Raw genomic sequence first — 26,506 nt, 5'->3', positions numbered from 1 at the left:
TGGTTAGTGATTGATTCTAGTTGTTCGAACTATTGTGTAACTTTGTTTGCATCACATCTTACAACACCCCAAGGTATTTGATAATCTTCGTCCTGCGTTTGGTGGAGAATAATATGAAAAAATTAATTACACACATTGTCTTTGCGGTCATTATGCTAAATGCCATTCCTGTTTTGGCGGCCGGAAAGCTCACAGAAAAAGAAATGGCGCATGCGGCAAAGTTAAGAGATGCTGCGAAAAAAAGCGATTTAGCTTATGAGATATTAGAGTCTTTAACGACCGAAGTCGGTCCTCGAATGGCAGGAACACCAGGTGATGCTCGTGCGGTCGCTTGGGCGATGGACAAATTTAAAACGCTTAAGTTTGATAAAGTGTACAAAGAGCCAGTTACTTTTACGGCGTGGCATCGTGGTACCGAAACGGCCGAAATATTGGCTCCTTTTCCTCAGCCAATCATGGTTACCGCATTAGGAAATAGTGTCGGAACGGGTGAAGAGGGGATTCGCGGAGAGATTGCTCACTTTAATACATTTGAAGATTTGCAAAAGGCCGAGCGGGGAGAAGTTGAAGGTAAAATTGTTTTCATCAGTTATAAGATGGAAAAATCACGGGATGGCCGGACTTATGGTAAAGCGGTGATCTCGCGTAGCCGTGGAGCATCAGAAGCCGGTAAAAAAGGAGCGAAAGCCATTATTATCCGCTCCATTGGCACCGATCACGATCGCTTACCTCACACCGGAAATATGAATTACCTAGAAGGGGTTCCTCAAATTCCAGCCGCTGCCATGTCCAATCCCGACGCTGATTTAATGATGAACATGCTAAAACGCGGTTCGGTCGAAGTTGGGTTAACATTGACCTCTCGTTCGGGTGAAACCTACACGTCTTACAACGTGATCGGCGAAATTACTGGCAGTAAATATCCTGAAGAGGTGGTTGTCATTGGTGGCCATCTTGATTCCTGGGACTTAGGAACAGGCGCTGTTGATGACGGTGCGGGTGTCGCGCTGACTATGGCGGCTGCTAAATTAATTGCTGATGCCGGCGTTCGACCAAAACGGACTATACGCGTGATCCTGTGGGGTAATGAAGAACAAGGTCTGCATGGTGCTAAAGCTTACGCTGCGGCTCACAAAGATGAAATGAAACAACACATCACCGGCGCTGAGTCGGACTTTGGTGCTGGCCCCATATGGTCTTTTGATTGGACTTCCAGTGATGAGAACGAGCCAGTGGTGGATCAGTTGGCAACCTTGTTGAAACCGCTGGGTATCAAGAAAGGAAATCCCAAGTCAACCAGTGGCCCCGATTTGTGGCCGTTGCGTGGGCTTGGCATGAGTACTTTCTCGTTGCGTCAGGACGGCACCGATTATTTCGATTTACATCATACGGCTAACGATACTTTGGATAAGGTTAATCCAAAACATCTCCAGCAAAACCTGGCAGCTTGGGCCGCTTTTACTTTTGCTGTGTCATCAGTTGAAGGTAATTTTGGTTTTGGTTTGACCTACTAAATTGAGGAATTTTACGCATGAGCGATTGTGGCATTAACACCACCCTAGATGACAAAGTATTAACTTTGACGTTTGATCGACCAGAGAAGAAAAACGCCATTACCGCCGATATGTATCAAGCGCTGGCAGATGGACTGGTTAAAGCATCCGAAGACGACACTATTCATTTGGTCGTGATTAAAGGATCAGACTCGGCCTTTTGTGCGGGCAACGACTTAAAAGACTTTTTGGAGAATCCACCGCATTCGAATGACAATCCTGTGTGGCAATTTCTATTCGCCATTGAAGCGTGTCGTAAACCGATCATTGCCGGCGTGAATGGTCCGGCGGTTGGCGTTGGCACCACCTTATTACTGCATTGTGACTTGGTGGTTGCTTCGCAATCAACGGTTTTCGCATTACCCTTTGCCTCTCTCGGATTATGCCCAGAGGCCGGGTCGAGTTTGTTGTTACCCCGTCAATGTGGCGCTAAAAAAGCAGCGGAGTGGTTAATGCTGGGTGATCGTTTTGATGCCAAAGCAGCCGAATCAGCGGGATTGATTAATCGGGCTGTCGAAACTGCCGACGATGTTGAAGCAACGTTGAGTGAATGGACACAAAAACTGCTCAAACTGCCGATTGAGTCAGTTATCGAAACGCGTCGTTTGATGAGAACACCATCAGAATCGGTGCGTGATCATATGGAAGTTGAAGGTGACGTTTTTAAACGCTTAATCAATAGCGATGCTGCACAAGCTGCATTCAAAGCGTTTTTAAGCAAAGCAAAATAGATTTTTAAATCTCAGAAATCAAAACGGCCAGATTATCTGGCCGCTCTCCTTTAAAGGTAGATTGTTGAGGCTATTTCTCTGAAACCTTGCTTCGACTGATTTTTGCAGCCGCGTCGGTCAGAGTGTCAACAGCGCCTCGTCTGTTTCTGCGGAATAGAAAATCGCCGCACATCGATTTGGCAGATTTACCTGCCGTACGTAGTTTTAACTGTTTTGTGTTCATATTTCATCCTTATCGTCTAACTACTTTTCCGTAACCTTTGGCTTCTCAGAGCCAATTAGTCAGTGTATCTAGGTTACCAAAATTATGCTACCCATACTGATAACTACGACACCTATAAGATTAAGGATAACACCTTTTTTTGACATTTCCTTTACAGTTAGCTTTTCACTGCCAAAAACAACCGCATTGGGCGCTGTTGCGACCGGCAACATAAAGGCACAGCTCGCACTCATCGCCGCTGGAACCATGAGAATGGCCGGGTCAATGCCAGCTGCAATGCCCGCTGCCGCCAAAATTGGCATTAAGAGCGTGGTGGTGGCTGTATTACTCGTCACTTCGGTAACAAAAGTCACAAATAAACAAATCAATGGGATAACGATGAGTACCGGATATTCCGTCAGAATCGCCAGTCGCTCGCCCGCTAACTGGCTAAGTCCTGATTGCTCAAAGGCTTTGGCAATGCAAATACCGCCGCCGAATAAAATTAAAACACCCCACGGGATTTTATTGGCTGTTGGCCAATCGAGCAGGCGCTCGCCTTTGCCATTCGGTAGCATAAACATCAAAGCGGCGGCTGCCAGTGCGACGCTGGCGTCATTAGCTGTGGGAATATCTAACCAGGTGCTCCAACCGCCAAAGGGCTCATTTCGGGTAATCCAGAGTAACGCTGTGACTGAAAAAACAGCCAGAACACGCTTTTCTTCGGTGCGCCATTGACCAGGATGCGGTACTTCCAGATTATTAGACGTCGATAGCCCCCGTTTAAGCCAAAGCCAGGCCAGGGGAATCATAATGACAACAACGGGCACTGCCCAAATCATCCATTGAGTAAAACTCACCGTAGTGCCCGTTGCTTCTTCATAAACGCCGCGAAATAACATGTTGGGCGGCGTTCCGATCGGCGTACCAATGCCGCCAATGGAAGCGGCATAGGCCGTACCCAGTAATAGAGCTGGAACCAGCGCCGTATCGCGATTTTTTTCTAACACGGCCAGTGCAACCGGCAGTAGCATGAGTGTCGTCGCTGTATTTGAAATCCACATACTGAGAACCGCTGAGGCGACCATAAATCCGAGCAGAACACGACCGCTAGAGTGTGCGCCAAATAAATGAATCATTTGCAAGGCGATGCGCCGGTGGGTTCCCGACTTTTCCATCGCCTTTGACAACATAAACCCGCCCATTAGCAGCAGAATCAAGGTATGGCCGTAAGATTGCGCCACTTGTGTCGAATTGAGAATTCCGAATAACGGAAACAACGCCAGTGGTAGCAAACTGGTGGCTGCGATGGGTACGGGCTCCGTAATCCACCAAATAGCGCACCAAAGTGTAATGGCCAGAGTAATTGCAGCAGCAGGCGCCAGTCCTGAAACGGCCGAAAGCGTCCCAATAGTGAGTGCGAGTGTGGGACCAAGCCATAGAGCGTGTTTTTTTACGGCGGAGGAGGATGGATCAGTTGTCAATTGTTCAGTCATGAGCGCTTGTTGATATTGTGAAATAGTCTAAACTGGATGCAGTAAGATGTTGAAATTCCGAATAAATGTCAAGGATTGTTGCCGTTGAATCTTGGTTGAGTTAGATGGTCGTTGAAAGTGACAGAACTTGGGTGAAAAATAAATATTTGTATGGAATTTGACCATATATAAAAAAAAGGCCAAAATAATCAACAGATTGCAATTAGAATCTATAATTAATGTTAACTAATTAACGAAAGCGAGTCTTATGTCTGCAAAAGTTATCGCAATAGCTCAAGCGAAAGGTGGTGTCGGCAAAAGCACCTTGTGCGCTAATTTAGCGACAACCTTTGGGGACGTTGGTGACACTTTGGTTATTGATTGTGATCCTCCTCAAAATTCTCTGTTAGCCTGGCACAAGGTTAGAGAAGATATTTATGAAGAAACCGGGTTAACGGTGATGAAAGCCGATAAACCCTCAGAGCTGCTCAACCTGTTGGAAAAAGAAGAAAAAAATTTCAGTTATATTCTACTCGATGGTCCACCTCACATTAATCCAATGACGCGTACCATGACAGCCGTATCGGGTTTGGTGCTCATTCCTATGGCGCCATCGCCAGTTGAAGTTTGGTCGTTTGAACAAATGGACGCATTAATTGGTGAAAGCAAATCCATTAATCCCAAAGCAGAGTCACGACTTTGTTGGACGCGTGTTCGTAAACGTGTGCGCTCGTCAGAATATTTAATCGAAGAAGTTAGAAAAGGCAGCCAGGTAAAACCTTTCGCGTGCCAACTAACACAACGTGTTGCCTATCTGGATTCTTTTGCGGAAGGACTGTCTGTTTACGAATGGCCGGATACTGTGGCAAGAGCAGAAATTTGGTCACTGTTTTCGGTTGTTCAGCGGCTTTTAAAAAAATGTCCAGATAATAATCTTAAAAAGCGCAAAGACATCATTCAATTCAGCCGTAGTTAGAAATTTTTCAAAAAAGCCAACTTTTTTGTTATTGCAATCGTCTAATTCATTAATGAAAACATATCGTTAACGGAGACATATTTTTTCATTCTAATAGACGTTATTGAATAGCAATGTCAATCTAACGCGTATCTCATTTTTGTAGTATTCTAATTTGAAATAAAGTGAGCTGTTAAAAAGTCGTTGATAAGTAACAATCAGCATCGAGAACTCAAGCAGTATGTAAGAATCGCAGAAGGAGAGGGTTATGCGATCGCATCTCAGCAAAGGTTGGATCTACCGAAGTTTTTTGTGGATCTCACTTATTTTAACCGGTCTCTCCATTCATTCAGAATGGAGCTATATTCAATTATCCGCATTATTGCCATTTAACAGCCAGCCACTTTTTTTAGTTGTGCCGAGAGGAGAAGTTACTTCAACAGAGAATCAATAACTCCAGTGAATCGTTTTATCGTATTCTCAATAATCTTATTATCGTTTACGGTATGGCTTTGTTAACTTGCCCAAATTATTTCGTTAATCGTTGTTCATTACGTTTCAATGATTGTGAGCCTTTATTAGATGTGCATAAAAGGATCGTCGATTTAAGTTTCATTAAATGAGAATGTAAAAAAGAAAGCCCGACCGGGAAGGTCGGGAAAATTGGGGTCTTCTGATTAAGAAAAGCATAACACTTCTCAGAATGCGTAGTAAGAATATAAATAAATCGGATGTCATTGTATGTAAGGATGTAAGCAAGTGTAAATTATTCAATAATTTTTATTTGTGTTACAGTTAAAAGATTATTCAAATAAGTGATTACTGGAATAGGCTGTTTATAATTAAATAGATCGGAAAGATGTGATTTTTTGTCTTAGTTGATAATTGATCAGTAAGCCGATTAGCTTCAACAGGTTCTAATTTCCAGCAAGCTAGAGTTGTATGAGTATGTCACAAGCGGTTACTCGAAAATCTGTCCATCACCGGCGTATCGAATGTGTCGGCTATTTGCGAAGCGATGATTTATGGGACATAGAAGCCCACCTAATTGATACGAAAGATTATCCCTTTCAAACTCTTGAGAGGGGTACCTTAAACGAAGGCGAGCCAGTCCACAACATGATGTTATGTGTAACCATTAATGACGCTTTTGAGATCAAAAATATTAACGCCAACATGGATGCGGCACCTTTCCAATTGTGTCGTAAAGTACCACCGCGAATGGAACAATTAATTGGCATTTCAATTGGTAAAGGATGGATTAAACAAGTGAATCACGAGCTGGGTGGTACGCAAGGCTGCACACATTTAATTGAAATGCTAAAAGTTATCGCAACCACAGCGTATCAAACGGTTCACCCTTATCGAATTAAAGATTCAGAGGGGCCGAAAATAATACATTCTTCCATTGTTGATCAGTGTCAAGGATTTGCTTCCGACGGCGAGGTCATTCAAAAACATTTTCCTGAATATCGTAAATAGAATGAATATGACGGATCCTTATCAACTACTCGATAATGTTATTGCGGAATTAATTCATGAATTAAAGCAATTGGGATATTGGGCGGAACAGACTCCTGATGAGCAAGCATTAAATAGCAGTCTGCCTTTTTGCATTGATACGCTTGAGTTCGAACAATGGTTGCAGTTTGTTTTAATCCCTAAACTAATATTGCTGTCCGAGAAAAAACACCGATTGCCCGCAAAAGCCAATATTCATCCTGTTGCGGAAGAGGTGTTGAAGCAGCGAGACGAAAATACATCTTTCCTACTTACCCTCATCCAGAAAATCGATCACTTATCCGGACGGTTAATTTAATGGTTACCGAACAACACATTGAACAATTTAAGCAAGAGTTACTCGAACTGAAACAAGAGTTGCAGCAATCGATTGAGTTAGCACAAGATTCTGCCGAAACGGTAGAGCTTGACCAAACGAAAACAGGGCGAGTTTCAAGAGGTGATGCGCTTCAACAACAAGAAATGGCAAAAGCGGGATTGGCCCGTGATAAACAACGCTTTCTTAATGTGATTAAAGCGCTCAATCGAATTGAAGATGACGATTATGGATTTTGTATGGAGTGTGGCGAGCCAATTACTGTGTCACGACTTGAAATCATGCCGGAAGCGGAGTTTTGTATTCAATGCATGGAAAAGCAAGAGCGTTAGGTTTTTTATTCTGTTTTGACCTTCATGGGTACTATTTTTAACCAATAGCATCCTGAAAACTCGATAGGGTAATTTGGGGTTTTGATAACCGTCATCCATCAGTTTATTGCCCATAGCAAACCGGCTATAATCCCACACTTATTAAATGACTATTAAAGAAACTTCTCATGACTGATACATTACCTCCTTGTCCGAAATGCCAATCTCAATACGCTTACGAAGATCGCTCGATGCTGATCTGTCCAGAATGTGGCCACGAGTGGGACCCAAAAGCAGACCCTTCGGACGAAGATACGCTGGTCATTAAGGACAGTAATGGTAATCCTTTGTCGGAAGGCGATAAGATCACTTTAATCAAAGACTTAAAAGTGAAGGGGACTTCCACCACCCTTAAAGTAGGGACTAAAGCGGTAGTTAAACGCTTGGTTGAGGGCGATCATGATCTTGACTGTAAGGTGGATGGTGCTGGAAATATGATGTTGAAATCGGAATTTGTTAAAAAAGCCTAGATTCGAACGAGGCCGTTTTGGAATTAAAAACGGCCAACTAGTTTGCTCAATAATTTATCGTTTCTATTCTGCGGCAGAACCAGCGTAAAAACTGATTAATAATTAAACAAGGCTGTTTTTTATTCACGAGGTCGGACCGGATTTAGTGTGTCTACATCACACTTTTTAATTTATGATCGCAACTGCCTCTTGGTTATCTTTCTATATCTGAGATAATTCCGCCCGCGTGGCAAGATGTGCTTTCAGCGTGTCATCGTTTTTGACGAATTTTCGTCAAAAAATGTTGGAAACAACTAATGATTACTTGTTTACGCCTTGTGAGATAACAAATTCAGATTAGCCAGAGACTGGCAAAATGACATTAAAAAGAGGGATTATCGCATGCGTAGTATAACGACGTGTATCCTATTTATATTGCTCAATGGGTGTGCGGCTCAAACAGAAAGTGTTTCGCTTTCGGGCTCAAAAATAGCATCAAATTTAAAGTCGAGTGATTATAAAAATCAATTAACGTATCCTAAAGCGACGGAATCACTTCACTTCCTGGATCAACAAATTTTTGAAAACCCAATGTGGGGCACTCATTTACGTTATGAGTATTTGTATTATCCCGATGATCGATTTGACGTGTTTGTTTATCCCATCGCTGAAAGTGACTGGAGTGATAGTCAAAGAGTTGCCAAAGAAGAGTTAACGCGAGCGTTACAGGAAATTCGTCTTGCTGAAAAGCACGGCTATATCAATAAGATGCGTGATATTCAACAAGACTCGGTTCAGCTGGGTGACGCTAAAGGCGCAAAAGCGACCTTTGAGTTTACCGACCGCGATGGTGAAGTTTTGATTTCCCATGCTTATGTTTTTACGCGTAAAGATAAATTCGTCAAATTCCGCTTCAGCTTCTTTAAAGGTGATGGATCGGCTGAATTACCCGACGCGAATGAATTTGCTAAAGATCTACTAAGTGAATTAGAAGTTCCGGCAGAATCGCCTTATATGGCGACCATGCGAAAAACCATGCGTCAACAAAGAGCTTTGTTATCCTCTGATTCAGCAGGGCAATCGGTGAGCCAAAAATCCAGCGATTAATTATTGGTAGATTAACCGTAGAAGAGTTTATTTTGGAAAAGTCACTGTCTATCGATAAATCACTGAATATCGATAAATCGTAGAGAGTTGATAATCCGGGTTTTTAAAAAGCTTTGTTTCAGTCTTTGGAGCAAAGCTTTTTTATTTCTCAGGCCACGTTGTTTCGTTACATCTTGAAGAGCACACATTGCGTTCTTTCTTTTGCGGTCTGTTCCGCTGGCTTCTATACTTTGTTCATCCTTTACATCTGAGTTGGCCGGATTGAATGGGAACCGATAAAAAGCAATCAAATCGAAAAGCAAGCTCGTCAGTCAATACTGTTCTTTCCGATACGCAAACCTGCGTTATGCAGGCCATTCTTAAACATGCGCCAATTTTGATATCAGCAAAAGATACACAAGGCAATATTTTATTTACCAGCGATCATTTTACGACTCTTAAAGGACCCATCCCAAGAGATTATATTAACAAGAATGTATTCGACTTATTTCCACAAGCGGTTGCTGAGCAGCTGTGGAATAATGATCTGAAAGCCCAAAAATCAAAGGAGGCTATTTTAGTCGAAGAAGAAGTTGAGCATGCGGATGGCAGTTGGCATATTTATCAAACGGCAAAGTTTCGATTACTGGATGGCAATGACAATTTGATTGGGACTTGCGCGGTGTCTTTTGATATTACTCATTTAAAAAAACTGGAGTACGATGTTCAGCACGATTCTTTGACGGAACTGTACAATCGTCGATTTTTGGATGTCTGTTTTAATAATGAGTTGAAACGCGCAAAGCGAGATAAACGTGCATTATTGTTTGTCTTACTTGACCTTGATGGTTTTAAAAAATACAACGATAAATACGGTCATGTGAAAGGTGATGAGTTGTTAATTCAGTTTTCTAAGCAGCTCAAAAAGACTTTCCGACGTCCCTCCGATTTTTGTTTTCGTTTAGGCGGTGATGAATTTGCCGTCATTTTAACGGCTGACCAAAAAGATGAAGTTCAACCAGTGCAAGAATTAAGCGAAAAAATTCAAAAACTTTGGCGAATATATGGAGGGTTTGCATGCACTGTATCCGCTGGTATTCGAGCGATCGATGGAAAGGAAAAACTGACGTCAAAACAAGCCTACCGCGATGCCGATGTTGCATTGTATCGAGCAAAAGAACAAGGCCGAAATCAAATTTGTTTCTTTGCTTAATGTTTCGATAGGAAAGATGCTTTTCCAAATTCTCTTTATGAAGGTTAATTGAGTAGTACTAATTTTCTCTAAATTCAAGATCGGTTTCTGATAAGTCGTCTATACAATGAGAGCCATATGTTTGATATTTGCGATTATTTGTTAAGTCTTTCAACAAAACATTTCATCCATTAAAACGTTACGGTATTATTACACCCGATCTAAGTCAGCCTCTTAATGACTCATGACCTAAGTTAAACCTAAATTTTTGCCTATAGATAGAATGAGTAAAATAGTAATTCTGCGAGAATCGGAGTTACTGTTAGTTAATATTATTGATTGATAAAGTCAAACACTAGAAAGAATCTTAAGATTTTTCATCAAAGATTTAATATTGCGTTTTTAGTAATACGATCTTTGATTGAATTTAATAGGTACGACTTTTATCGCATTGTTTAATGGTAATGTAATGGAAACTCGAGCAGCAGTATTTATTCCGCTTATTTTTGCCGGACTGTCCTGGGTAATCACTCATATGGTTGATCGAGTGTTGGATCAACCTGTTTTAATTTATGAAGAAAATCAGTCGGTTCCCCATAAAAACATGATGCTTAGTTGTCAGGTTGTAATGGACAAAAACGCTTCAGCTCAGCGATTTACTTATCATATAGAAAATTTAACCAGCAATACCTTATTTAAAGATGTGAGCTTAATTATTAATGCCCAACAAGGGGTTATTTATGGCTCGCACATCAGTGCGATCGCACCAGCCATGGTTTCTGAGAAAGAAAATACCTGTAATAAAAACTCGGCAGTTTTTCACAATATCACGGCTCAACCAGGCGACCGCTTTATTATTGAAATACTCGGTTCAAAAGAGACAGAGTTAGAAGTCCGTTTGGGAGAAAATAGTGATCCCATAAGATTGTCCTCTCAAAGCTTGAATACCTTTCTCGTAAAAAATGAAGGGTGGGTGTTACTTTCTGTTGGCTTATTTTTAATAATTATTTTGAGTGTTCTTATAATGAGAAATGCTCCAATTAAACCTAATGTGTAATTCGAATCATTGACTTAGATAGCTAATTATCGACTCAAAGGAGTGAAAACGAATAATCGTCTAATTCGGTAGTTTTTAAACGTAACTCAAAAAGCAGTAGATAAAATATGATGATAAATGGTTGGATGGTACGCGCTGGCAAAGGCGGAAAATACTTTAATGAATTTAAAGATAATAATTACGTCGCAGTGGGGTGGAATAACTTAGGTCCGCTTGATCAATTTGAAAACGATGAACAACGCAAAGCCGCTTATATCGCCACTTACGGTAATGAAAAGCCGAGTAAAACAGCGAATGCGATTGGTATGATTCGCCGCTTTGGTCAAGAAATGAAAAAGAATGATTGGCTGGTGACTTATTGTCCTCAAAAGCGTAACTATTTAATTGGTAAAGATCGGGGAGAGTTTCAGTTTATTGAACGAGACGATGAGGGTTATCGACAAATTCGGAAAGTTGACTGGTTGGGAGAGGTGTCTCGTGATCGCTTGTCGCAAATTACCAAAACACGCTTAGGTTCAACACTGACTTTGTTTTCATTGAAAGATGATGTGATTAGCGATCTACTCGGTGTTCTCAAAAGTGTGACGAGCAAGGTTGAGTCTAGTAAAGTCAGTTAAATAAACCTGCGTCTTAAGTGGATTTCGAGCAATACTATTTTTGCTGATTATTGTTGTCAGCTTTCAAAAAGGCTAAGTCACAATGAGTGACTTAGTGCCTCACTTTCTAACCGTTCAATTCTTAAAATAAGATGTCGAGATATTCGAAAAAAATGGATACATAAATCTCGTTTATGAAATATTTTGATCAAATCTTAGTACCAATAATCTATATGCCTTTAACCTTTAGTAAAGTCATTGTTGTCTATCTATTTTTGTATTAGAAAGTAAGGTTACTCAGTGCTGCGCTCAGAAATAATCTCCAAGAGATATAAATTGAGTGAAATCACTTGCTCGACGGTATCCGCTTCACTAACGTTGAATGATAATTCGTTGCTATTCGAAAACCAAGGAGGTGTTTGTTGTGAACGTCCATAAAACAATTCAAGACGATATTAAAGGAAGTGTTCGAATATTTGATAACTTGGAAGATATTCAACGCTCGGATGTTCTCATTGAGAAAAGTCTTCCTAAATATCGAATGGCTTACAGCGATCGAACCGCCTGGTTGATGGCTTGTTTATCAGAGCTGGCTTACCTTAAATTTAATCCCTTGTTTGAATCGGATCGACAACAGGCGCTTTTTGACGAAGCGGTTAAACAGTTTTTTGGAAACGAGCGAAAATCGAAATTGAGCAAGTTGATAAATTCTTTGGCGTATGATGCCGATCAAGAAAAGCGATCACTTGAGTCGCAACTTTCTATGTTAAAAATGTCGCTAGTAAAAGTGTTTGATCACAAGGGCACGCAAGCGATCCTCGTGTCGTTTAATCATCATTTGGTGTTAGCATTTCGCGGTACCGAAGCGACTAGCGTAAAAGACATCAAATCCGATGCAAAAGCAGAAACCATGGCATGTCCTTCAGGTGGTCGTATACATGAAGGTTTTAATGAAGCCTACAATCAAATTGCGCTCGATCTTGAGCAAACACTTAACGCTACGGAAAATAAAACGAAACCTTTATACATTACCGGTCATTCCTTAGGTGGTGCTTTAGCTACATTAGCCAGTAAACGAATCAATCATCAAGGAGGTATTGCTGCTTGCTACACTTTCGGTTCGCCTCGAGTTGGTGATGAAGAGTGGGTTTCAACCATGAAAACACCCTTATACCGAGTAGTGAACGCGGCCGATTGTGTGACTATGCTGCCGCCGGGTGCCACCGCAATTACGGCCATCAGTTGGTTAGTGAGTTTAATTCCAGGATATGGCCGAGACTGGCGACGCTGGTTGCTGTCGAAATTCGGCGGTTATTATCATGGCGGTGATATGAAATATTTAACCAACTGTCCAAAAGGCGATTATCAGCACGTTAAACTCTTGTATTACGTTAGTATCATTCATCGCTTGCGCGCATTATGGCGTCGCGATTTTCGTGTTAAACCTTTTCTTACTGATCATTCCATTGCTATCTATCGTCAAAAACTGAATGTCATTGCCTGCCGTCGCAATGATATTCCCTGGAATTCAAGTGAGTCGACATCAAACACACCAACGAGCGATCCTGCTGCAGTCGAAGAGACGACCTCAAAGCGTAACCTGTCATTGCAAAGCAAAGTACCCGCCGTAAAAAGTGATGACGCAGACGCCGCTACCTTAAATCAAATTTCTTCCACCGAGTCAACGAAGAACATAAAAGCGGTTGAGACGACAGTTAAAGAATCTGATAAAAATATTAGTCCTCCAATAAAAGGGGAGCCAAACCCTTCTGACTCCAATGGAAACAAGGTGGTTGCCCATCAGTCGATGAGTAAAGCCAATAACAGCGCGAGTAAAAAACGTAAGAAAAGTAAACGAGGAAGAAAGTAAAGTTTAATTATTTATTTGAATTAAAGAAATGTAAGTTATCGAACGCACCAGCCAGTGTAATTCCGTACGATGCATTACCAGCGAGCGCTCCTTAATTTCTATTAATTGAAGTTACTGCTAATCAAAGTTACTGCCAATTGAAGTGACGAAAAAGGAGTTTATTTTATGAAACTATTCAACCTATTCATCAACACGACAACATGGGTAATTCTTGCGGGCTGTTTATATCAAAATAGTTATGCACAAACGACGGCCTGTCTAACTGAGCCATTAGGATCCAGTGACTGCGACGTATCCGTATTGTCAGATGACTTTGAAAATAATACAACATTATCTGAATGGCTTTTACGTCATCAGGTGGAAAACACACCTTCGCAAATTACCGAGTTAACGATTAATGCGAATGGTCAATTACAGTTTAATTTAGAATCCAGTTACTGGTATTTAAATAATGTTGCGCCACTTGTGTTTAAAGAATTGGCCGGTAACTTTATGGTAACGGTACAGTTAGCCGCGCTAAACGAAAACAATGCGAGTCTTCCGCCTGGTAGCCAATATAATTCTGCGGGACTGATGGTTCGCGATCCCCAGAGTGCAAACAGTGCGCAAAATTATGTCATGCTCGACTTGGGTCAGCAGGGTTCGGGAACCGGAACACTAACGCGTAATACGACGAATTCCAGTACGCCTTTTCAGTATCAGCCTGGTACTTTTACGGGAGAATTACGCATATGTCGTGTGGGTGACAACTATCAACTATTGCGGCGATTAAGTAATGAAACTGAGTGGCTGTTACTCGACAGTTATATGCGACCTGATATTCCTAGTGTGGTTCAAGTGGGTATGGTCATTAATGCTTATCAGTCACCATCAGATATGAATGCATTATTTGATTTCATAGAATTCGCAACGCCAGTTTCGACCGCCCAATGCAACGATTTTCAAAATGAAGATCCCGTCGATCCCGATCCGGTTGAACCGTTGAGTGCCTTGTCCATTTCGGATGAATTTACTCAAGCCGATCAATTAAGTAACTGGACGCGTTTGCATCAAGTTGAATCACGTCCTGCGCAATACACGCTCGCGGATACCAATACCACAACCGCGGAACAATTTACTTTGCGTCCAACCAATACAGGGTGGTACCAAGGTCAAGATGGGCCTTTGTTTTTTAAAACGATTTCTGGAAATTTTGTGATCAGTGCGTCGATCAATGTAGGACGAGCGGGCGATCCCGAATCCGCACCAACCAGTAACTATAATGCTGCCGGTGTTATGGTCCGTAATCCAGACAGTAATTTATCGTTGAACGAAGATTGGTTGTTACTGGTCATCGGACGGCAAGGTGGTTGGAACGGTTCGCTTGCTGAATCGACCATCGATTCGAGCACGCAAATTTTTCCTCAGGCATCAAGCATCCGCGGTGAAGTGCGTATTTGTCGTATTAACTCAACGTATCGATTGTACCGAAATGTCGAAAACGATCCCGACTGGACGTTACTTGCCACGTTTGAGCGCGATGATATGCCCGATGAAGTGCAAGCGGGAATAACGGCGCACGCCTGGTCGGGTCCTGCCGATATTGAAGCTCAGTTTGAGTACGCTCGTTTTGCGCAAGTAGCGACGGAAGACGATTGTACGTTACCCATTGCGCCTTATGTTGTTGACGATGGAGCGGGTGATGATGGGACTGGAAACGATGGGACTGGAAACGATAATACGGACAACCTAAGTGATCTCAATGATGAGTTTGCTGTCAACCTGGATCTATTGGCTGATAACACCAGCGACTGGTCCATTCTCGATGCGCCAGACGGTCGTGCCGATCAAATTACCATGACCAATGGTTGGTTGTCGGTGATTCCTCAAGTCTTTAACCAGAACGCCTGGTTTGAAGACGAATACGGTCCTCTGATTTACAAAAACGTAACCGGGAATTTTGCCGTTGCTACGCATTTGCGTGTCGTCAGTCGAATCGATAATAACAGCCAACCTAATGTGGGTTACAATGCGGGCGGTTTTGTCATTCGTGATGCGGTTGGCACCCACGTTAATGATGAAAACTGGGTGATGTATAACATGGGCGCGCAAGCAGGAAATGGTGAATATTCTTACGCTCGAGAAATAAAAAAGACCGTCAACTCAACGTCGAATTTATTTTTAAATCGACAAGTCAGTACCGAAGAATACTTACTCGTTTGTCGATTGGGTTCGGCGTTTCACTTTTTCTATTGGTCTGAGAGCGAAAACACCTGGCGAGAAGAACGAATCTATAATCAAACGCCGGTGGATGGTTTTATCAATACAACCTGGCGTAATTCATCATCGGTAACACCCGAAATTTTTGCTCCCGCCGTGGGTGAGTCCAATATCATGTCGTTTAATCATGAGTTAATGCCAGATACGGTTCAAGTGGGTGTCATGGGGCACGCCTGGAGCGACAGTGATACCGAAGCTCTGTTTGACTATGTTCGGTTTGCACCAACACCACCGCAAACCTTATCGGATTGTACCAGTCCATTTGCTGGGTTAGGAAATTCTGAGTAATCGATGATTTAGAAAACAAGGTTCAGAGAACGGTCTAAAATTATGGCAAGCGCTCTGAACTTTGTTTTGATTCATTGCAAAATGATATTTCATCATTTAATCATTAAAGCATTGTTCCCGAGTTCTGCGAAAGTGACTATTATTGTCTATACTGCCGTTAATCGTTTTTAAACGGTAGTTTTACATTATCAAAATTATCGAACATCTATCCGCTAAATATTAAAAAAAGGATGCTGAGTGACGCAGTGGCTGGAACAAATTTTCTATGAGTTCTTATTGATTATGCTGGGCGTTGCTCTCTGCTTAAGCCTTTTAATTCGTGAGTTTGCTTCCATTTATTTCACTACGACATTGGCAGGTGTGGATAGTTTATTTACCGTTACGAAGCAAGATTGGGCTCTTCAAAAAGCTCAACAGTACTCTAAACACAACGTTTATTTCTTAGCAGAGATGAATGAACAAATCGCACTTCAAGCTGCGCAAAGTGATTCAGTCGAGTCGGCTTATGTTACACCTAATACACTGGTGTTTCTGACTAAAATGGGCAAAAGCTTTCACTCTGCTTCAGTTAGCTATGAAGTTTATCAAGATTATCCACTGGGGCCTTATCGTTGGATAAAAAATGTTGATTCATCCTACAAAAATGCAAAAAATAAGTAACTAACTAACGAGGAATACATGTCATTAAATCGTTCGCTGACCACTCGGTTATTATTGCGGCAATTGGCTGACGGAAAGTCTATAGTGGAAGCCACTCAAAAATTAAAGGATGTCGAGGAGACCGATATTTCCGATGAAATACAACAGTTAACTGAGAACTATAAAAATACAAGCTCCTGGAGCAAGGCGATACAACTATGGGCACCCAATACCGTTTTATCGATGTTGCTTGATCATAAGAAAACCATTGAGTCGATTGAACCCGCCAAGTTTCAGTTAATTAATCAGTACTCAAATCTAAGTGCTAAGTCTATTTCAGAAATCAAATCTGAGTTTCTCGCTTTTCTAAGTTATGTTTCTTTTTTATTGGTGTTAAGTTTCGCCATTATGACGATTGTCGAAATTTATGTTTTGCCATCATTTGCCGATATGTTTTTTACAATTTCTGCGACAATGCCAGAATTCAGTAGCGCAATTACAAAAGCATTGCCATTTATTTTGATTGTTAATGCGATAATTTTGATTTATTGCTTTTTGGTTTTATTTAAGTTGAAGTCTCATGACTTTTTGCAATTGCCGAGTTATATTCTGTTTCCATTATTTCAACCGGCCAAAAATCAAATAAAGCGTTACCATGAGTTGTTGGTACAAGTGGCCAATCGTCAAGAGTTGTTAATGAACCAGCCTCGATTAAAGGTTGCGGATCAATTCAATTGTCTTAACGACGAGATCGATTTATTTCTCAATGAAAATCTGGAAAGCTTAAAACAGCAATTACGTAACTATTTGTCTCAGTTGAAAGTCGTGGTCATTGCACTGATCGTAACTTACATATTCTCGGCTCTAGTCGCAATTTACTTGCCCATTTTTAAATTAGGATCCACGGTATGAAAAAAATAAACGCATTTACTTTAATAGAATTAATGGTGGTGGTAGCGATTATTGGTATCTTGGCATCGATAGCACTACCTGGATATCAGCAATATGTCATTCGTTCTCAAGTGACAGAAGCGTTTAGTATCACCGAAGAACTCAAGCCATTAATTAAAGAGTATTACAAACAAACTGGCAACTGGCCTTCCACTAATAAAGTTGCTGGTATACCTGAAGCAAAATATTTGATGGGTAACTATGTTTCCAGTATTCAAGTGGAAGAGGGGGCAATGCACGTTACTTTTGGTAATAAAGTGAACCAGTTAGTCAACGAGAAAGTCATAACGATACGGCCTATCATTGTTACAGGCAGTCCAATGAGTCCATTTTCCTGGGTATGTGGTCACAGTAATCCACCTGAAGGGATGGAAGCGGTTGGCGCTAACAAAACCGATATTCAAGCGGAATTGATCCCTTCTTCCTGTCGAGACCTAAGAGGATAAAGCTGAAACTATGTGAGTTTTTGTTGGTGGGTGGCTTAAGACCAACGTTCAGTTTAACCACGTATTAAAGCGGCTAGGTTACGTTTATTTATGTCTCGATGTTATCAAAAAAACTCCTAATAGGTTATTTATAGTTATGCCCTTGTCTTTCACTAAAGTTCAGTGAAATTTATGTGAGATAATCCATATTCTTACCATGGAAATATGGATATAGAATATCCGTGAACTATAGTTAACAGAGAGGCATCATTGATGGATCAGGACGATTAAGATTTATGAACAGTGTAAAGTTCTCTAATGCCGCCCTGATCGAATGCTTTTCAGTTAGTAACCGTGAACATCAGGGATATCATTATGGCGACCAAATCCAAATCCAGTGTTAGCTCTATCAAGGGCGCGAATCAAACCGCTGAGCAACAACTGCCCTCAGATCCAGTAGAGCAACTTTCTTCTATTCGTAAGTTACTTTTTGGTGAAGACGTGGCGCGTCTTGAATTGGCGTTAGAGCAACAGCGAAAATACATGGATACGCAACTCAAAAAAATGGAAGACCTCATCAAGTCAACGGGATCTCAACTGGAGTCGCAAATCAAATCAGCGGTAAGTGATATTCAAGGCAGTCTTGATTCTATTCATACCGAACATTCACAAAAAGAAACTCGTCTCGAACGAAAGTTGCAAGATGTTGGTAAACGCTTAACCGAATTTAAATCAAACACCAAAACCGATTTAAGCGAAGCGCATAAAGAGTTGGATCAGATTTCTAAGAAGATATACAAGTCACTCGATAAAGAAGTGAAACAACTGACCTTAAAGATTGATAATACATCCAAAGAGTTGAGTTCCAATAAAGCCGATAGAAAAACCTTGGCGACGCTGTTAGAAAGCATGGCCACCAACTTGAATCAAAGTCAGGCATGATATGGCAACCGAACCCAAACTGGAGCCCGTCCAACCCGCTAAAGAGAGCGGCCAAGACGACTATGGCAAACTGCGCTCATTAATACTGGGTGACGATTATGAATCGGTAATTACTGAGCGGATTAAATCCAACGAAACCGATCGCGTTGCTGAAGTATTGCCTGACGCCGTTGCCAAACGAAATGCCAAAGATGATTCTTTATCTCAACAATTCTCGCCATTAATTCAATCATCAATCGATCACGCCGTTAACAATAACCGTCGCCAGTTTGCACAAATGATTTATCCCGTTATTGGCCCTGCTGTGCGTAAAGCGGTGGCTTCTGCATTGACCGAGATGATTGCCAAATTGAATTACCTGTTAAAGCAAAGTTTAACCTTATCCGCGGTTAAAGGTCGTTTTAAAGCCTGGCGATTAGGCATGTCGTACGGCGAATATTTAATTTTGCAAAACCTGCATTACCAAGTGGAGCAGGTTTTTCTCATTCATCAAGAAACCGGTTTACTCATTACCAGTTTATCGTCCGATCAAGTTATCAAAAAAGATCCAGATATGGTGTCGGCGATGCTCACGGCAATCAGTGATTTTATTAGCGACTCTTTCGAGTCAACCTCCGCTGACTCCAAATTAAACGCCATTAAGTTTGGCGACTTTACCTTATTGATTGAGCGTGGCCCTTCGGCGGTGGTCGCTATTGCCGTGCGTGGTGTCGTGCATCAAGATGTTGAGAATCAACTGCAAGAAGTCTCCGAGCAGGTCCATGAAAAGTATAGTGATGCGCTAGAAACCTTTAACGGTGAAGCCAAAGGCTTTGCTGATGTTGAAGATATTTTAGAGTCCGTTTTAATTCATGAAGAAGCGATTAATGAGGAAGATACTTCTGTTCCCTGGTTTTCGATTATTGCACTTGGATTGTTGTTAGTATGGGGTGTTGTCACTGGCGTGAATAACGCGATTATGGAATCTAAAGTGTCTCAGGTTATTGCGGCCATTGGTGAAACTCCTGGTTATCAAGTATTGGAGCATCAATTGGAGGATAATCAACTAACGGTTGCTGTGATTCATGCGCCGGGAGCAAAATCCATTCAGCAGTTGCAACAACAGATCGATTCGCAAGGATTTCAATTAACCTTTAAAAATGTTCTCAGTGAATTATCGTCGCCGACGATGTTGGCCTCCATTTTATCACAGCAGTATTCCGCTAAATTTTCGGTTGAAACGGCTGAAGCTGGCTTTGTGCTGGTGGCTCGCGGGACTTTAACAGATGCACAAGTGGAATCATTGAAAAGCGATTCTTTAGTTACCAGTCATTTTCAGTCTGTTAGGTATGAGCCGATTATCTTAAGTTCTTCGATTGAGTCGCAATATTATGCACAGTTTTATTCGTTGTTAAAAACCATTAATAACACAGCGATTCATTTCGATGTGGGTTCTGTCATGGTTAGTCCTGAAGAGTCTCGTGCGCTTACCAGCACCATTCAAAATATTAAAGCACTGTCGGAATTGGCACCCCAGTTGAAGCAAAAGATTCATCAGATTGCCATTATGGGGTATGCCGATCCTCTGGGCGATACTACAGCAAATTTATCGCTCAGCAAAAGCAGGGCCGAGCATATTGCTGACATGTTTAAAGCGAATGGTATTACTGAATCTCTGATTATTACCTGGGGTATGGGAGCAAAAGACAAATCAACTGTTCCTGATAATTTGCAACGACGAGTAGATATTCGAATCATTACCGAATCTTTGGAGTGAATTTATGATATCGAAAAAGGTAACTATGGTTGGCGCCTTCGCAGTGGGTAAAACTAGCCTGGTTCGCCGTTTTGTTGAAAGCATTTTCAGCGAGAAGTACCACACAACCATTGGCGTTAAAATTGATAAGAAACAAGTTCAGGTGGATCAAGAAATGGTTCAACTGATGATTTGGGACATCGAAGGTGTCGACGTGTTTACGGAATTAAACACGACCTATTTACGGGGCGCATCGGGCATGCTGTTGGTCATTGACGGCACACGAGAGAATACCGTGGATGCGGCACAAAAGATTTTGGACACAGTCACTAACTCGATGCCAGAAACACCCGTTGTTTTGGTGGTGAATAAATGTGACTTAAAATCACAATGGGCGCTGACTAACGGACAGTTAAGTCGCTTAAATATAGCCGAAGAAAATATATTTTATACCAGTGCTAAAACCGGAGAGTGTGTTGAGGAAGCGTTCTCAAGACTGGCTGAGTTAACGCTCGGTTCAGCCATTATGGAATAAAACTTGTGGCAGCAGAAAACATTAAATCATTGAAACACAATCTGGCTTTGGTAGAGCAAGGTGCCTTACTTTCGAACCTGTTCTTACGGCTCGATATTGCCATTTTTGAATACGATAACGGCGTTTTTTGTGCATTATCGTCGTTACCTGACTGGTTTGACAATCTTTACTGCCAGCAAATGGCCGCTGGTAGTGGATTAGCGAATGATGGTTATCATCTGGAAGAAGCTTTTCCCTTCATTGAGAACTTTTTATTTGATGCAAAAAAGATTTGGCAAAAAAATACTGACGATGAAATCAAGTCCGGCATCTGGACCGAAACGCCCGATCCGCTTAACGAATTGAATCTCGAAGCGATTGCCATGCGCTGTGGCGAACGTTCGTTGCTGTTAATTGTCAACGAAACCAAGCATTTTGATATTCGCCGTAAAGTGTTCCAACGGGCTCGTGATCTTGCATTATCGAATGAGCGACTCGAATCATCCTTGTATTTGCACCAGCGACAGTTGCATTTGCAAATTGAAGATCTCTATCAAAAAAATCAATCATTCGATGAAATACAAAACAACATTCAAGATGAGTCAACCGCAATTCTTATTTGCAAACAAGATGGGAGTGTTGAGTTATTTAATAAAGCGCTTATCGATATTTATGCGATCTCGAAAGATCAGACTCCGCCGCAAAAATCGCTGTTAAAAAAATGGAGCGAAGAAGCTGAAAAGCAATATCCGGAAATTCGTCGTATTTTAGCCACCGGACAACACTGGGAAGGTGAGTTCGAGACCGAAGATGATCATCAGCGCAAAAAATGGGTGCGAATGATGATCGCGCCCATGAAAAGTGATGATGATTCACTAGAACACTTTGTGTGCATTGCTAATGACATCAGCAACATCAAATTATCCGAGCGTGAAATAGAGCGATTAATTCAACTCGATCCCAATACGCATTTGCCCAATCGTCGATACTTCTGGAATCAATTGAATGAGCTGGTTGCTTTAAATAAAAAGACCGGAACCTGTTTGGGCTTGATTTACCTCGATATCGATCATTTTAAACAAGTGAATAATGAGTTGGGTCCAGAAAAGGGTGACCAATTATTAAAGACGGTGGCTAATCGATTACGACAGAGTTTAAAAAAGGACGATTTCGTTGCTCACTTAGGCGGTGATGAATTTGCCGTTATTATCGATAACGTTGACGATGAATATATGATGTCCGAAATTGCAATGCGCATTCAAGAAAACATTGCTCGTGATGTCGTGTTTGATGATTTGACAATGAATGTAACATTGAGCATGGGGATTGCCATGTATCCAAAACACGGCATTAAGCCTCATATCTTGGTGAAAAATGCCGATTACGCGATGTATCACGCAAAAGAGTTAGGCCGAAATCAATATCGTATAACCAGTCCTGAGTTGCATCAAAAAGTGAAACATAAAATTCAAATTGAACAAGGATTAAAAACAGCGCTGGAAAAAAATGAATTTCGATTATTATACCAACCTCAAATCAGTTTGGGATCGAAAGGTGAATTTCGAATGGAAGCGCTTATTCGATGGCATCATCCAGAACACGGAACCGTGTCTCCGGCCGACTTTATCTCTGTAGCGGAAGAGTCGGGCTTAATTATTGATATTGGCCGTTGGGTTATTGAAACCGCCTGCGAAGAAGCAGAAAAACTCAATAAGGCCGGCTATAACGCTAAAGTTTCTGTTAACGTCTCGGCCAAGCAATTTCAAAATGGTCAATTGGTCAGTGAGGTCGAACACGCTTTAAATAATTACCGTATTGATGCTGAACAAATTGAACTCGAAGTAACAGAAAGCTTGTTTTTGCACAATCTCGAAAATATTCAAAAGCAATTGAATGAATTAAAAGACCTGGGAGTTACCATCGCGCTCGATGATTTTGGAACGGGCTTTTCATCTTTAAGCTATCTCAAAAAGCTGCCAATCGATATTCTTAAAATCGATCGCTCATTTATTAGCGAATTGCCCGATAACCAACACAGTCGTACTATCGTTGAGTCGGTTATTTCAATGTCTCATCAATTAGGGATTAAGGTGATCGCCGAAGGTATTGAAGAACAAACTCAACTGGATTATTTAAAGGAATTGGATTGCGATTATGTGCAAGGCTTTTTATTTCATGCGCCAATGTCTAGCCAAGATTTAATTCAACTCTATCAATCAATCGCACCAATAAAAAACAAAGCCAGCCGGACAAAAAAATTGTCCAACTCCTGAACCAAGAGTGCATTCGCAGCGGTTATAAGACCTTCTCATAGTTAAGACCTTCTCACCGTTTATTTTGGCCGATCAGATTTACCGAAATAACGGCATTTAAATAATCACGCCCACCGCAATAATTAAGGGCGTCAGTATATTTGATGCCACATTGAGCGCCATCGGAAACAGCAGGTTCTGGGTATTAAAATGCTGAGTTAGCAACATTATGGAAGCGGGAAATGAAAGCAGTGCCGTGAGCATACCCCATAACGCAGCGGTCGGTAAAAAGTTCAGTAATACGGCGATAGCGAGTGTTAAGTACGCTAATAAGTTAAATAAAAAGAAAATTAGTGCGCTGGCTAAAGTGCCAAATTTTATCGGAAAGTGACTACGACCGACGGCTTTGTCGGCTTCAATGTCTGGAAACTGATTGAGCAGTAATAAATTGTTCACCAGAAAGAAGGGGATCAATGATGTGATAAAAACATTTACTGAAAAAGTGCCGCTGAGAACCCAGTCGCTGCCCATCATCATGATTGGGCCAAAGGCTAACCCCGGCGCAATCAAACATAATATTGGCATGCGGGTAATGTGCGTTGTGTAAAACCAGATTAAAGTCAGCCCCGCAATGCCAACGGGTAAGAGTAACCAACCACGAATAATCACAAGAATAAGACCAATTACGGCACACACTCCCATGAGTATTAAACCGAGTTGTAAAACATGCGCAGCGTCTTGTGGATTATTATTCAGTGTTCCACTGCCACCACTAAAAGGAGTTTTGACAGTTGTCGCATCCAGTCCACTTTTATAATCAAAGTATTCATTCAGTGCATTAACGGCCATGTGGGCTGAAATGCCACCCAGCAAAACTAACACCGTTAATATCGGTGACAATTTTTGTTGCTCCGAATAAATAACCGCAAAGGCCAACAGTAAACAGCTGAACGACAGGAGCAAAAAGGGAGGGCGTAACGTGGGTAATACCCTACTTAAATGAGATACCCGCAATGTCATAACGTTACCTTTTGTAAAACGTACTACTTCGTAAAACTCGAGCCATTTTGCTTATTCATTCCAGACACAATGGTTAACCGATGTTTGCTTCAACCGATGTTTGGTGAATGACACTGACTTCATTATCTTAATGGAATCCAATGCCAAGACTCTCATTGTCCGACAGTCTCACTATTGTGTTAATTGACTTTTAAAACCCATGAGACTTAAATCAAACACTGTGCGACAAATATCTCAAATAAAATCAAATACGAGATACTGAAGAATTGAGAAGAAAGCCGAATATTCATCAAGAAATTCAAAAAAGCAAATTATTTATCTCGTACAGCAATGCTTTTGGTTGTCATATTATCAGCGGGGTTATCGACTATACTTATCGTTGGAGTCTGCTTGAAAACTAAACTCTGTAACTATTGTTTAAACGTCATTTCAATTTGAAATAGGATGGCAAGCGATCATATGCCGACGATTGGTTTTAGAACAATGAAATGCGTTTGCAAAAACTTGGTAGTGGTTGTCTTTTTGACGATGTTGTTTCACTCACAGCTCTTTGCCAGAGACGTTGATCCAGAAGTTAACGAAGCGCAAGCATTTAATCATTCCGTTATGGAGCCATCATTCCAACCTTCCGGTGAACCAAGCAAGTCAGCTTTCCAATCTTCGTTAAGCCCGAGTGAATCCCGTATAGATGAAGCCTCTATCAAATCGCTCAGTATTAAAGAGCTCGTCAACATTCCCTTGACGATTGATTATGACAAAGCACAAATATATCAATCGGACATTAATCAAATGGGTAAGAAAACGGTAAACTATGGGTTTATTGTGCCCATCAGTGAATATCCTGCTTACTCGTCAGAAGTCGTTGCCGCTGCGGATATGGCCGCTGAATATATTAATCAACACGGTGGCATTAATGGTCGTCGTTTGGTGTTATTACGTGCCGATGATCAAGAAAATACGCCCGTGTCGGCCCGGTTAGCAAAACGACTGGTTGAAGAATTTAATGTTGAAGCGATTATTGGTCCCGCAACGTCAGACAGCGTAGCTGACGTACTAAAGCGAGTTGCGCTACCGAAAAACATTCCCATGATCAGTCATTCGGCATCGTCAATGAAATTAGTAAACATGGGGGCGAATCATCCATTTTGGCGCATGGTTACCAACAATCAACAGCAAATCAAATTAATGACCGAGTTCATGTACCAGGAAAAAGGGCATAAGAAAGTTTTTATTTTTTCCGGCCGTGGAATTTACAGTGAAGAAATTCGTCAAGGGGTGATCGATTTTTATCGTCCCATTAAAGATACTCATACCGATTTTATGGCCATTAGTAACTTAGTAACTCTTGCTAATATGAACCTCGAAGATGAATTTAAAGCGATACAGGCCAGCGGTGTCACAGCATTGTTAATTACCCTGCAAAATCATCAAGTGATCCCCATATTAAGAAAAATAAAGCAGCATTGGCGCGGTGATTTTCCGCTTATTATTATTGGCGATAATGCCACCCGCAAATATCTGGTGGATGCACAACTAGGATCGATATCGGAGTGTATTCTTACCTATGTTGCCTCTACGACGCATTTATCGCCCGAGTTACAAGAAAAAATAATGAAGCAGTTTGATGTTGATACGTCATTATTTGATGCGGCTTATATCTATGATGCGACCATGTTGCTGGCGATGGGGCAAACACTGGCAGAACGATTTAATTTGTCGATGAAAGAAGCGGTTAACGCCATTGCCAGCGACGGTTATCCCATCAAATACAGCGATTTTCCTAACTTAATTGAGCTCTATAAAAAGCATAAAAAATTCCAGTATCAAGGATACAGTGGCCGTGTTCATTTTAATTCTGTGGGTGATAATTTAGTGGCCTACATGAAGCTGTATCCGCTAGCGGAAACCGATAAAAACCCACCATGTTTAAATAAGCTTTCGCAGTGAGTTACTCAATTCATTGCGGTCATTTTTCTCTCATTATCAATCAAATCATGCCTTCCGCTCAGTGAGCTATACTTTCTCCTTTTAATCGTTTACATTTTTAATACACGAGTAAAAGTGTATTCGATTGTTGTTATGTAATGTCGTTATGTATTGTCGTTAT

The 26,506-nt window shown here is 41.3% G+C and carries 25 protein-coding genes; 22 read left to right on the top strand and 3 right to left on the bottom strand.

Annotation, left to right across the window (positions count from 1 at the left end):
- The first annotated feature begins 113 nt into the window (after positions 1-113).
- Both FAX86_RS15030 and FAX86_RS15025 read left to right on the top strand, forming a co-directional pair.
- Positions 114-1,514 carry a M20/M25/M40 family metallo-hydrolase gene (locus FAX86_RS15030; protein WP_144394286.1) on the top strand — a complete coding sequence of 467 codons (1,401 nt, stop codon included), beginning with the start codon at positions 114-116 and terminating at the stop codon, positions 1,512-1,514.
- A gap of 17 nt (positions 1,515-1,531) precedes the next feature.
- The gene (locus tag FAX86_RS15025) at positions 1,532-2,284 is read left to right on the top strand and encodes an enoyl-CoA hydratase (RefSeq protein ID WP_144394285.1); all 753 of its coding nucleotides are present in this window, start codon (positions 1,532-1,534) and stop codon (positions 2,282-2,284) included.
- 70 nt (positions 2,285-2,354) lie between these two features.
- Here the strand turns inward: FAX86_RS15025 and FAX86_RS22235 are convergent, their stop codons facing one another.
- On the bottom strand, positions 2,355-2,507 hold the full coding sequence (locus FAX86_RS22235; protein ID WP_164503605.1) for a hypothetical protein: 153 nt from the start codon (positions 2,505-2,507) through the stop codon (positions 2,355-2,357).
- 68 nt (positions 2,508-2,575) lie between these two features.
- Positions 2,576-3,982 (bottom strand): SLC13 family permease, encoded by a 1,407-nt coding sequence (locus FAX86_RS15020; RefSeq protein WP_144394284.1) that lies wholly within the window; start codon positions 3,980-3,982, stop codon positions 2,576-2,578.
- 247 nt (positions 3,983-4,229) lie between these two features.
- On the opposite strand from FAX86_RS15020, the gene FAX86_RS15015 reads away from it, so the two are divergent.
- The 19 genes from FAX86_RS15015 to FAX86_RS14925 all read left to right on the top strand — a co-directional run bounded on the left by FAX86_RS15015 (position 4,230) and on the right by FAX86_RS14925 (position 23,400).
- On the top strand, positions 4,230-4,937 hold the full coding sequence (locus FAX86_RS15015; protein WP_144394283.1) for a ParA family protein: 708 nt from the start codon (positions 4,230-4,232) through the stop codon (positions 4,935-4,937).
- A gap of 247 nt (positions 4,938-5,184) precedes the next feature.
- Positions 5,185-5,370 (top strand): hypothetical protein, encoded by a 186-nt coding sequence (locus tag FAX86_RS15010; protein ID WP_144394282.1) that lies wholly within the window; start codon positions 5,185-5,187, stop codon positions 5,368-5,370.
- A 488-nt stretch (positions 5,371-5,858) separates the two neighbouring features.
- Positions 5,859-6,398, top strand: coding sequence for a DUF2889 domain-containing protein (locus FAX86_RS15005; RefSeq protein ID WP_144394281.1), 540 nt, complete (start codon positions 5,859-5,861; stop codon positions 6,396-6,398).
- Positions 6,399-6,405: 7 nt separating this feature from the next.
- Positions 6,406-6,735: a YqcC family protein gene (locus tag FAX86_RS15000; RefSeq protein ID WP_144394280.1), complete on the top strand. Its 330-nt coding sequence runs from the start codon at positions 6,406-6,408 to the stop codon at positions 6,733-6,735.
- Positions 6,735-7,085: a TraR/DksA family transcriptional regulator gene (locus FAX86_RS14995; protein WP_144394279.1), complete on the top strand. Its 351-nt coding sequence runs from the start codon at positions 6,735-6,737 to the stop codon at positions 7,083-7,085. The genes FAX86_RS15000 and FAX86_RS14995 overlap by 1 nt, the downstream gene beginning before the upstream one ends.
- 167 nt (positions 7,086-7,252) lie before the next feature.
- The gene (locus FAX86_RS14990) at positions 7,253-7,594 is read left to right on the top strand and encodes a zinc ribbon domain-containing protein YjdM (protein ID WP_144394278.1); all 342 of its coding nucleotides are present in this window, start codon (positions 7,253-7,255) and stop codon (positions 7,592-7,594) included.
- A gap of 381 nt (positions 7,595-7,975) precedes the next feature.
- Positions 7,976-8,680 (top strand): hypothetical protein, encoded by a 705-nt coding sequence (locus tag FAX86_RS14985; RefSeq protein ID WP_144394277.1) that lies wholly within the window; start codon positions 7,976-7,978, stop codon positions 8,678-8,680.
- A 265-nt stretch (positions 8,681-8,945) separates the two neighbouring features.
- On the top strand, positions 8,946-9,872 hold the full coding sequence (locus FAX86_RS14980; RefSeq protein WP_144394276.1) for a sensor domain-containing diguanylate cyclase: 927 nt from the start codon (positions 8,946-8,948) through the stop codon (positions 9,870-9,872).
- 400 nt (positions 9,873-10,272) lie between these two features.
- Complete coding sequence (locus tag FAX86_RS14975) at positions 10,273-10,908, top strand: hypothetical protein (protein ID WP_144394275.1); 636 nt, start codon at positions 10,273-10,275, stop codon at positions 10,906-10,908.
- 107 nt (positions 10,909-11,015) lie between these two features.
- Positions 11,016-11,525, top strand: a complete 510-nt coding sequence (locus tag FAX86_RS14970; protein ID WP_144394274.1) for a restriction endonuclease — start codon at positions 11,016-11,018, stop codon at positions 11,523-11,525.
- 403 nt (positions 11,526-11,928) lie between these two features.
- Entirely contained in the window at positions 11,929-13,374 is a 1,446-nt protein-coding gene (locus tag FAX86_RS14965) for a lipase family protein (protein ID WP_205859220.1), read from the top strand.
- A gap of 165 nt (positions 13,375-13,539) precedes the next feature.
- On the top strand, positions 13,540-15,921 hold the full coding sequence (locus tag FAX86_RS14960) for a DUF1349 domain-containing protein (RefSeq protein ID WP_144394272.1): 2,382 nt from the start codon (positions 13,540-13,542) through the stop codon (positions 15,919-15,921).
- Positions 15,922-16,158: 237 nt separating this feature from the next.
- Positions 16,159-16,581: a hypothetical protein gene (locus FAX86_RS14955; RefSeq protein WP_144394271.1), complete on the top strand. Its 423-nt coding sequence runs from the start codon at positions 16,159-16,161 to the stop codon at positions 16,579-16,581.
- 18 nt (positions 16,582-16,599) lie between these two features.
- Positions 16,600-17,472, top strand: a complete 873-nt coding sequence (locus FAX86_RS14950) for a hypothetical protein (protein ID WP_144394270.1) — start codon at positions 16,600-16,602, stop codon at positions 17,470-17,472.
- Complete coding sequence (locus FAX86_RS14945) at positions 17,469-17,957, top strand: pilin (protein WP_144394269.1); 489 nt, start codon at positions 17,469-17,471, stop codon at positions 17,955-17,957. The genes FAX86_RS14950 and FAX86_RS14945 overlap by 4 nt, the downstream gene beginning before the upstream one ends.
- Before the next feature lie 354 nt (positions 17,958-18,311).
- A complete protein-coding gene (locus FAX86_RS14940; protein ID WP_144394268.1) occupies positions 18,312-18,878 on the top strand; it encodes a hypothetical protein in 567 nt (188 codons plus the stop codon).
- Position 18,879: 1 nt separating this feature from the next.
- The gene (locus tag FAX86_RS14935; RefSeq protein WP_144394267.1) at positions 18,880-20,634 is read left to right on the top strand and encodes an OmpA family protein; all 1,755 of its coding nucleotides are present in this window, start codon (positions 18,880-18,882) and stop codon (positions 20,632-20,634) included.
- A gap of 4 nt (positions 20,635-20,638) precedes the next feature.
- Positions 20,639-21,148 (top strand): Rab family GTPase, encoded by a 510-nt coding sequence (locus tag FAX86_RS14930; RefSeq protein ID WP_144394266.1) that lies wholly within the window; start codon positions 20,639-20,641, stop codon positions 21,146-21,148.
- A 5-nt stretch (positions 21,149-21,153) separates the two neighbouring features.
- On the top strand, positions 21,154-23,400 hold the full coding sequence (locus tag FAX86_RS14925) for a putative bifunctional diguanylate cyclase/phosphodiesterase (RefSeq protein ID WP_144394265.1): 2,247 nt from the start codon (positions 21,154-21,156) through the stop codon (positions 23,398-23,400).
- Between the two features lie 96 nt (positions 23,401-23,496).
- Here the strand turns inward: FAX86_RS14925 and FAX86_RS14920 are convergent, their stop codons facing one another.
- Positions 23,497-24,399 carry a prenyltransferase gene (locus FAX86_RS14920; protein ID WP_144394264.1) on the bottom strand — a complete coding sequence of 301 codons (903 nt, stop codon included), beginning with the start codon at positions 24,397-24,399 and terminating at the stop codon, positions 23,497-23,499.
- 459 nt (positions 24,400-24,858) lie between these two features.
- On the opposite strand from FAX86_RS14920, the gene FAX86_RS14915 reads away from it, so the two are divergent.
- Positions 24,859-26,346: an ABC transporter substrate-binding protein gene (locus FAX86_RS14915; protein ID WP_164503603.1), complete on the top strand. Its 1,488-nt coding sequence runs from the start codon at positions 24,859-24,861 to the stop codon at positions 26,344-26,346.
- The last annotated feature ends 160 nt before the right edge of the window (positions 26,347-26,506 follow it).

This window comes from Pleionea sediminis (assembly GCF_007570825.1).
Classification (GTDB): domain Bacteria; phylum Pseudomonadota; class Gammaproteobacteria; order Enterobacterales; family Kangiellaceae; genus Pleionea; species Pleionea sediminis.
Note: the sequence above shows the minus strand (reverse complement) of the source record. Positions and strands in the feature narration are given on the sequence as shown.

Coding starts and splice junctions, on each gene's coding strand:
- FAX86_RS15030 (WP_144394286.1), top strand. CDS start 114: ATGAAAAAATTAATTACACACATTGTCTTTGCGGTCATTATGCTAAAT.
- FAX86_RS15025 (WP_144394285.1), top strand. CDS start 1,532: ATGAGCGATTGTGGCATTAACACCACCCTAGATGACAAAGTATTAACT.
- FAX86_RS22235 (WP_164503605.1), bottom strand. CDS start 2,507: ATGAACACAAAACAGTTAAAACTACGTACGGCAGGTAAATCTGCCAAA.
- FAX86_RS15020 (WP_144394284.1), bottom strand. CDS start 3,982: ATGACTGAACAATTGACAACTGATCCATCCTCCTCCGCCGTAAAAAAA.
- FAX86_RS15015 (WP_144394283.1), top strand. CDS start 4,230: ATGTCTGCAAAAGTTATCGCAATAGCTCAAGCGAAAGGTGGTGTCGGC.
- FAX86_RS15010 (WP_144394282.1), top strand. CDS start 5,185: ATGCGATCGCATCTCAGCAAAGGTTGGATCTACCGAAGTTTTTTGTGG.
- FAX86_RS15005 (WP_144394281.1), top strand. CDS start 5,859: ATGAGTATGTCACAAGCGGTTACTCGAAAATCTGTCCATCACCGGCGT.
- FAX86_RS15000 (WP_144394280.1), top strand. CDS start 6,406: ATGACGGATCCTTATCAACTACTCGATAATGTTATTGCGGAATTAATT.
- FAX86_RS14995 (WP_144394279.1), top strand. CDS start 6,735: ATGGTTACCGAACAACACATTGAACAATTTAAGCAAGAGTTACTCGAA.
- FAX86_RS14990 (WP_144394278.1), top strand. CDS start 7,253: ATGACTGATACATTACCTCCTTGTCCGAAATGCCAATCTCAATACGCT.
- FAX86_RS14985 (WP_144394277.1), top strand. CDS start 7,976: ATGCGTAGTATAACGACGTGTATCCTATTTATATTGCTCAATGGGTGT.
- FAX86_RS14980 (WP_144394276.1), top strand. CDS start 8,946: ATGGGAACCGATAAAAAGCAATCAAATCGAAAAGCAAGCTCGTCAGTC.
- FAX86_RS14970 (WP_144394274.1), top strand. CDS start 11,016: ATGATGATAAATGGTTGGATGGTACGCGCTGGCAAAGGCGGAAAATAC.
- FAX86_RS14960 (WP_144394272.1), top strand. CDS start 13,540: ATGAAACTATTCAACCTATTCATCAACACGACAACATGGGTAATTCTT.
- FAX86_RS14950 (WP_144394270.1), top strand. CDS start 16,600: ATGTCATTAAATCGTTCGCTGACCACTCGGTTATTATTGCGGCAATTG.
- FAX86_RS14945 (WP_144394269.1), top strand. CDS start 17,469: ATGAAAAAAATAAACGCATTTACTTTAATAGAATTAATGGTGGTGGTA.
- FAX86_RS14940 (WP_144394268.1), top strand. CDS start 18,312: ATGGCGACCAAATCCAAATCCAGTGTTAGCTCTATCAAGGGCGCGAAT.
- FAX86_RS14935 (WP_144394267.1), top strand. CDS start 18,880: ATGGCAACCGAACCCAAACTGGAGCCCGTCCAACCCGCTAAAGAGAGC.
- FAX86_RS14930 (WP_144394266.1), top strand. CDS start 20,639: ATGATATCGAAAAAGGTAACTATGGTTGGCGCCTTCGCAGTGGGTAAA.
- FAX86_RS14920 (WP_144394264.1), bottom strand. CDS start 24,399: ATGACATTGCGGGTATCTCATTTAAGTAGGGTATTACCCACGTTACGC.
- FAX86_RS14915 (WP_164503603.1), top strand. CDS start 24,859: ATGCCGACGATTGGTTTTAGAACAATGAAATGCGTTTGCAAAAACTTG.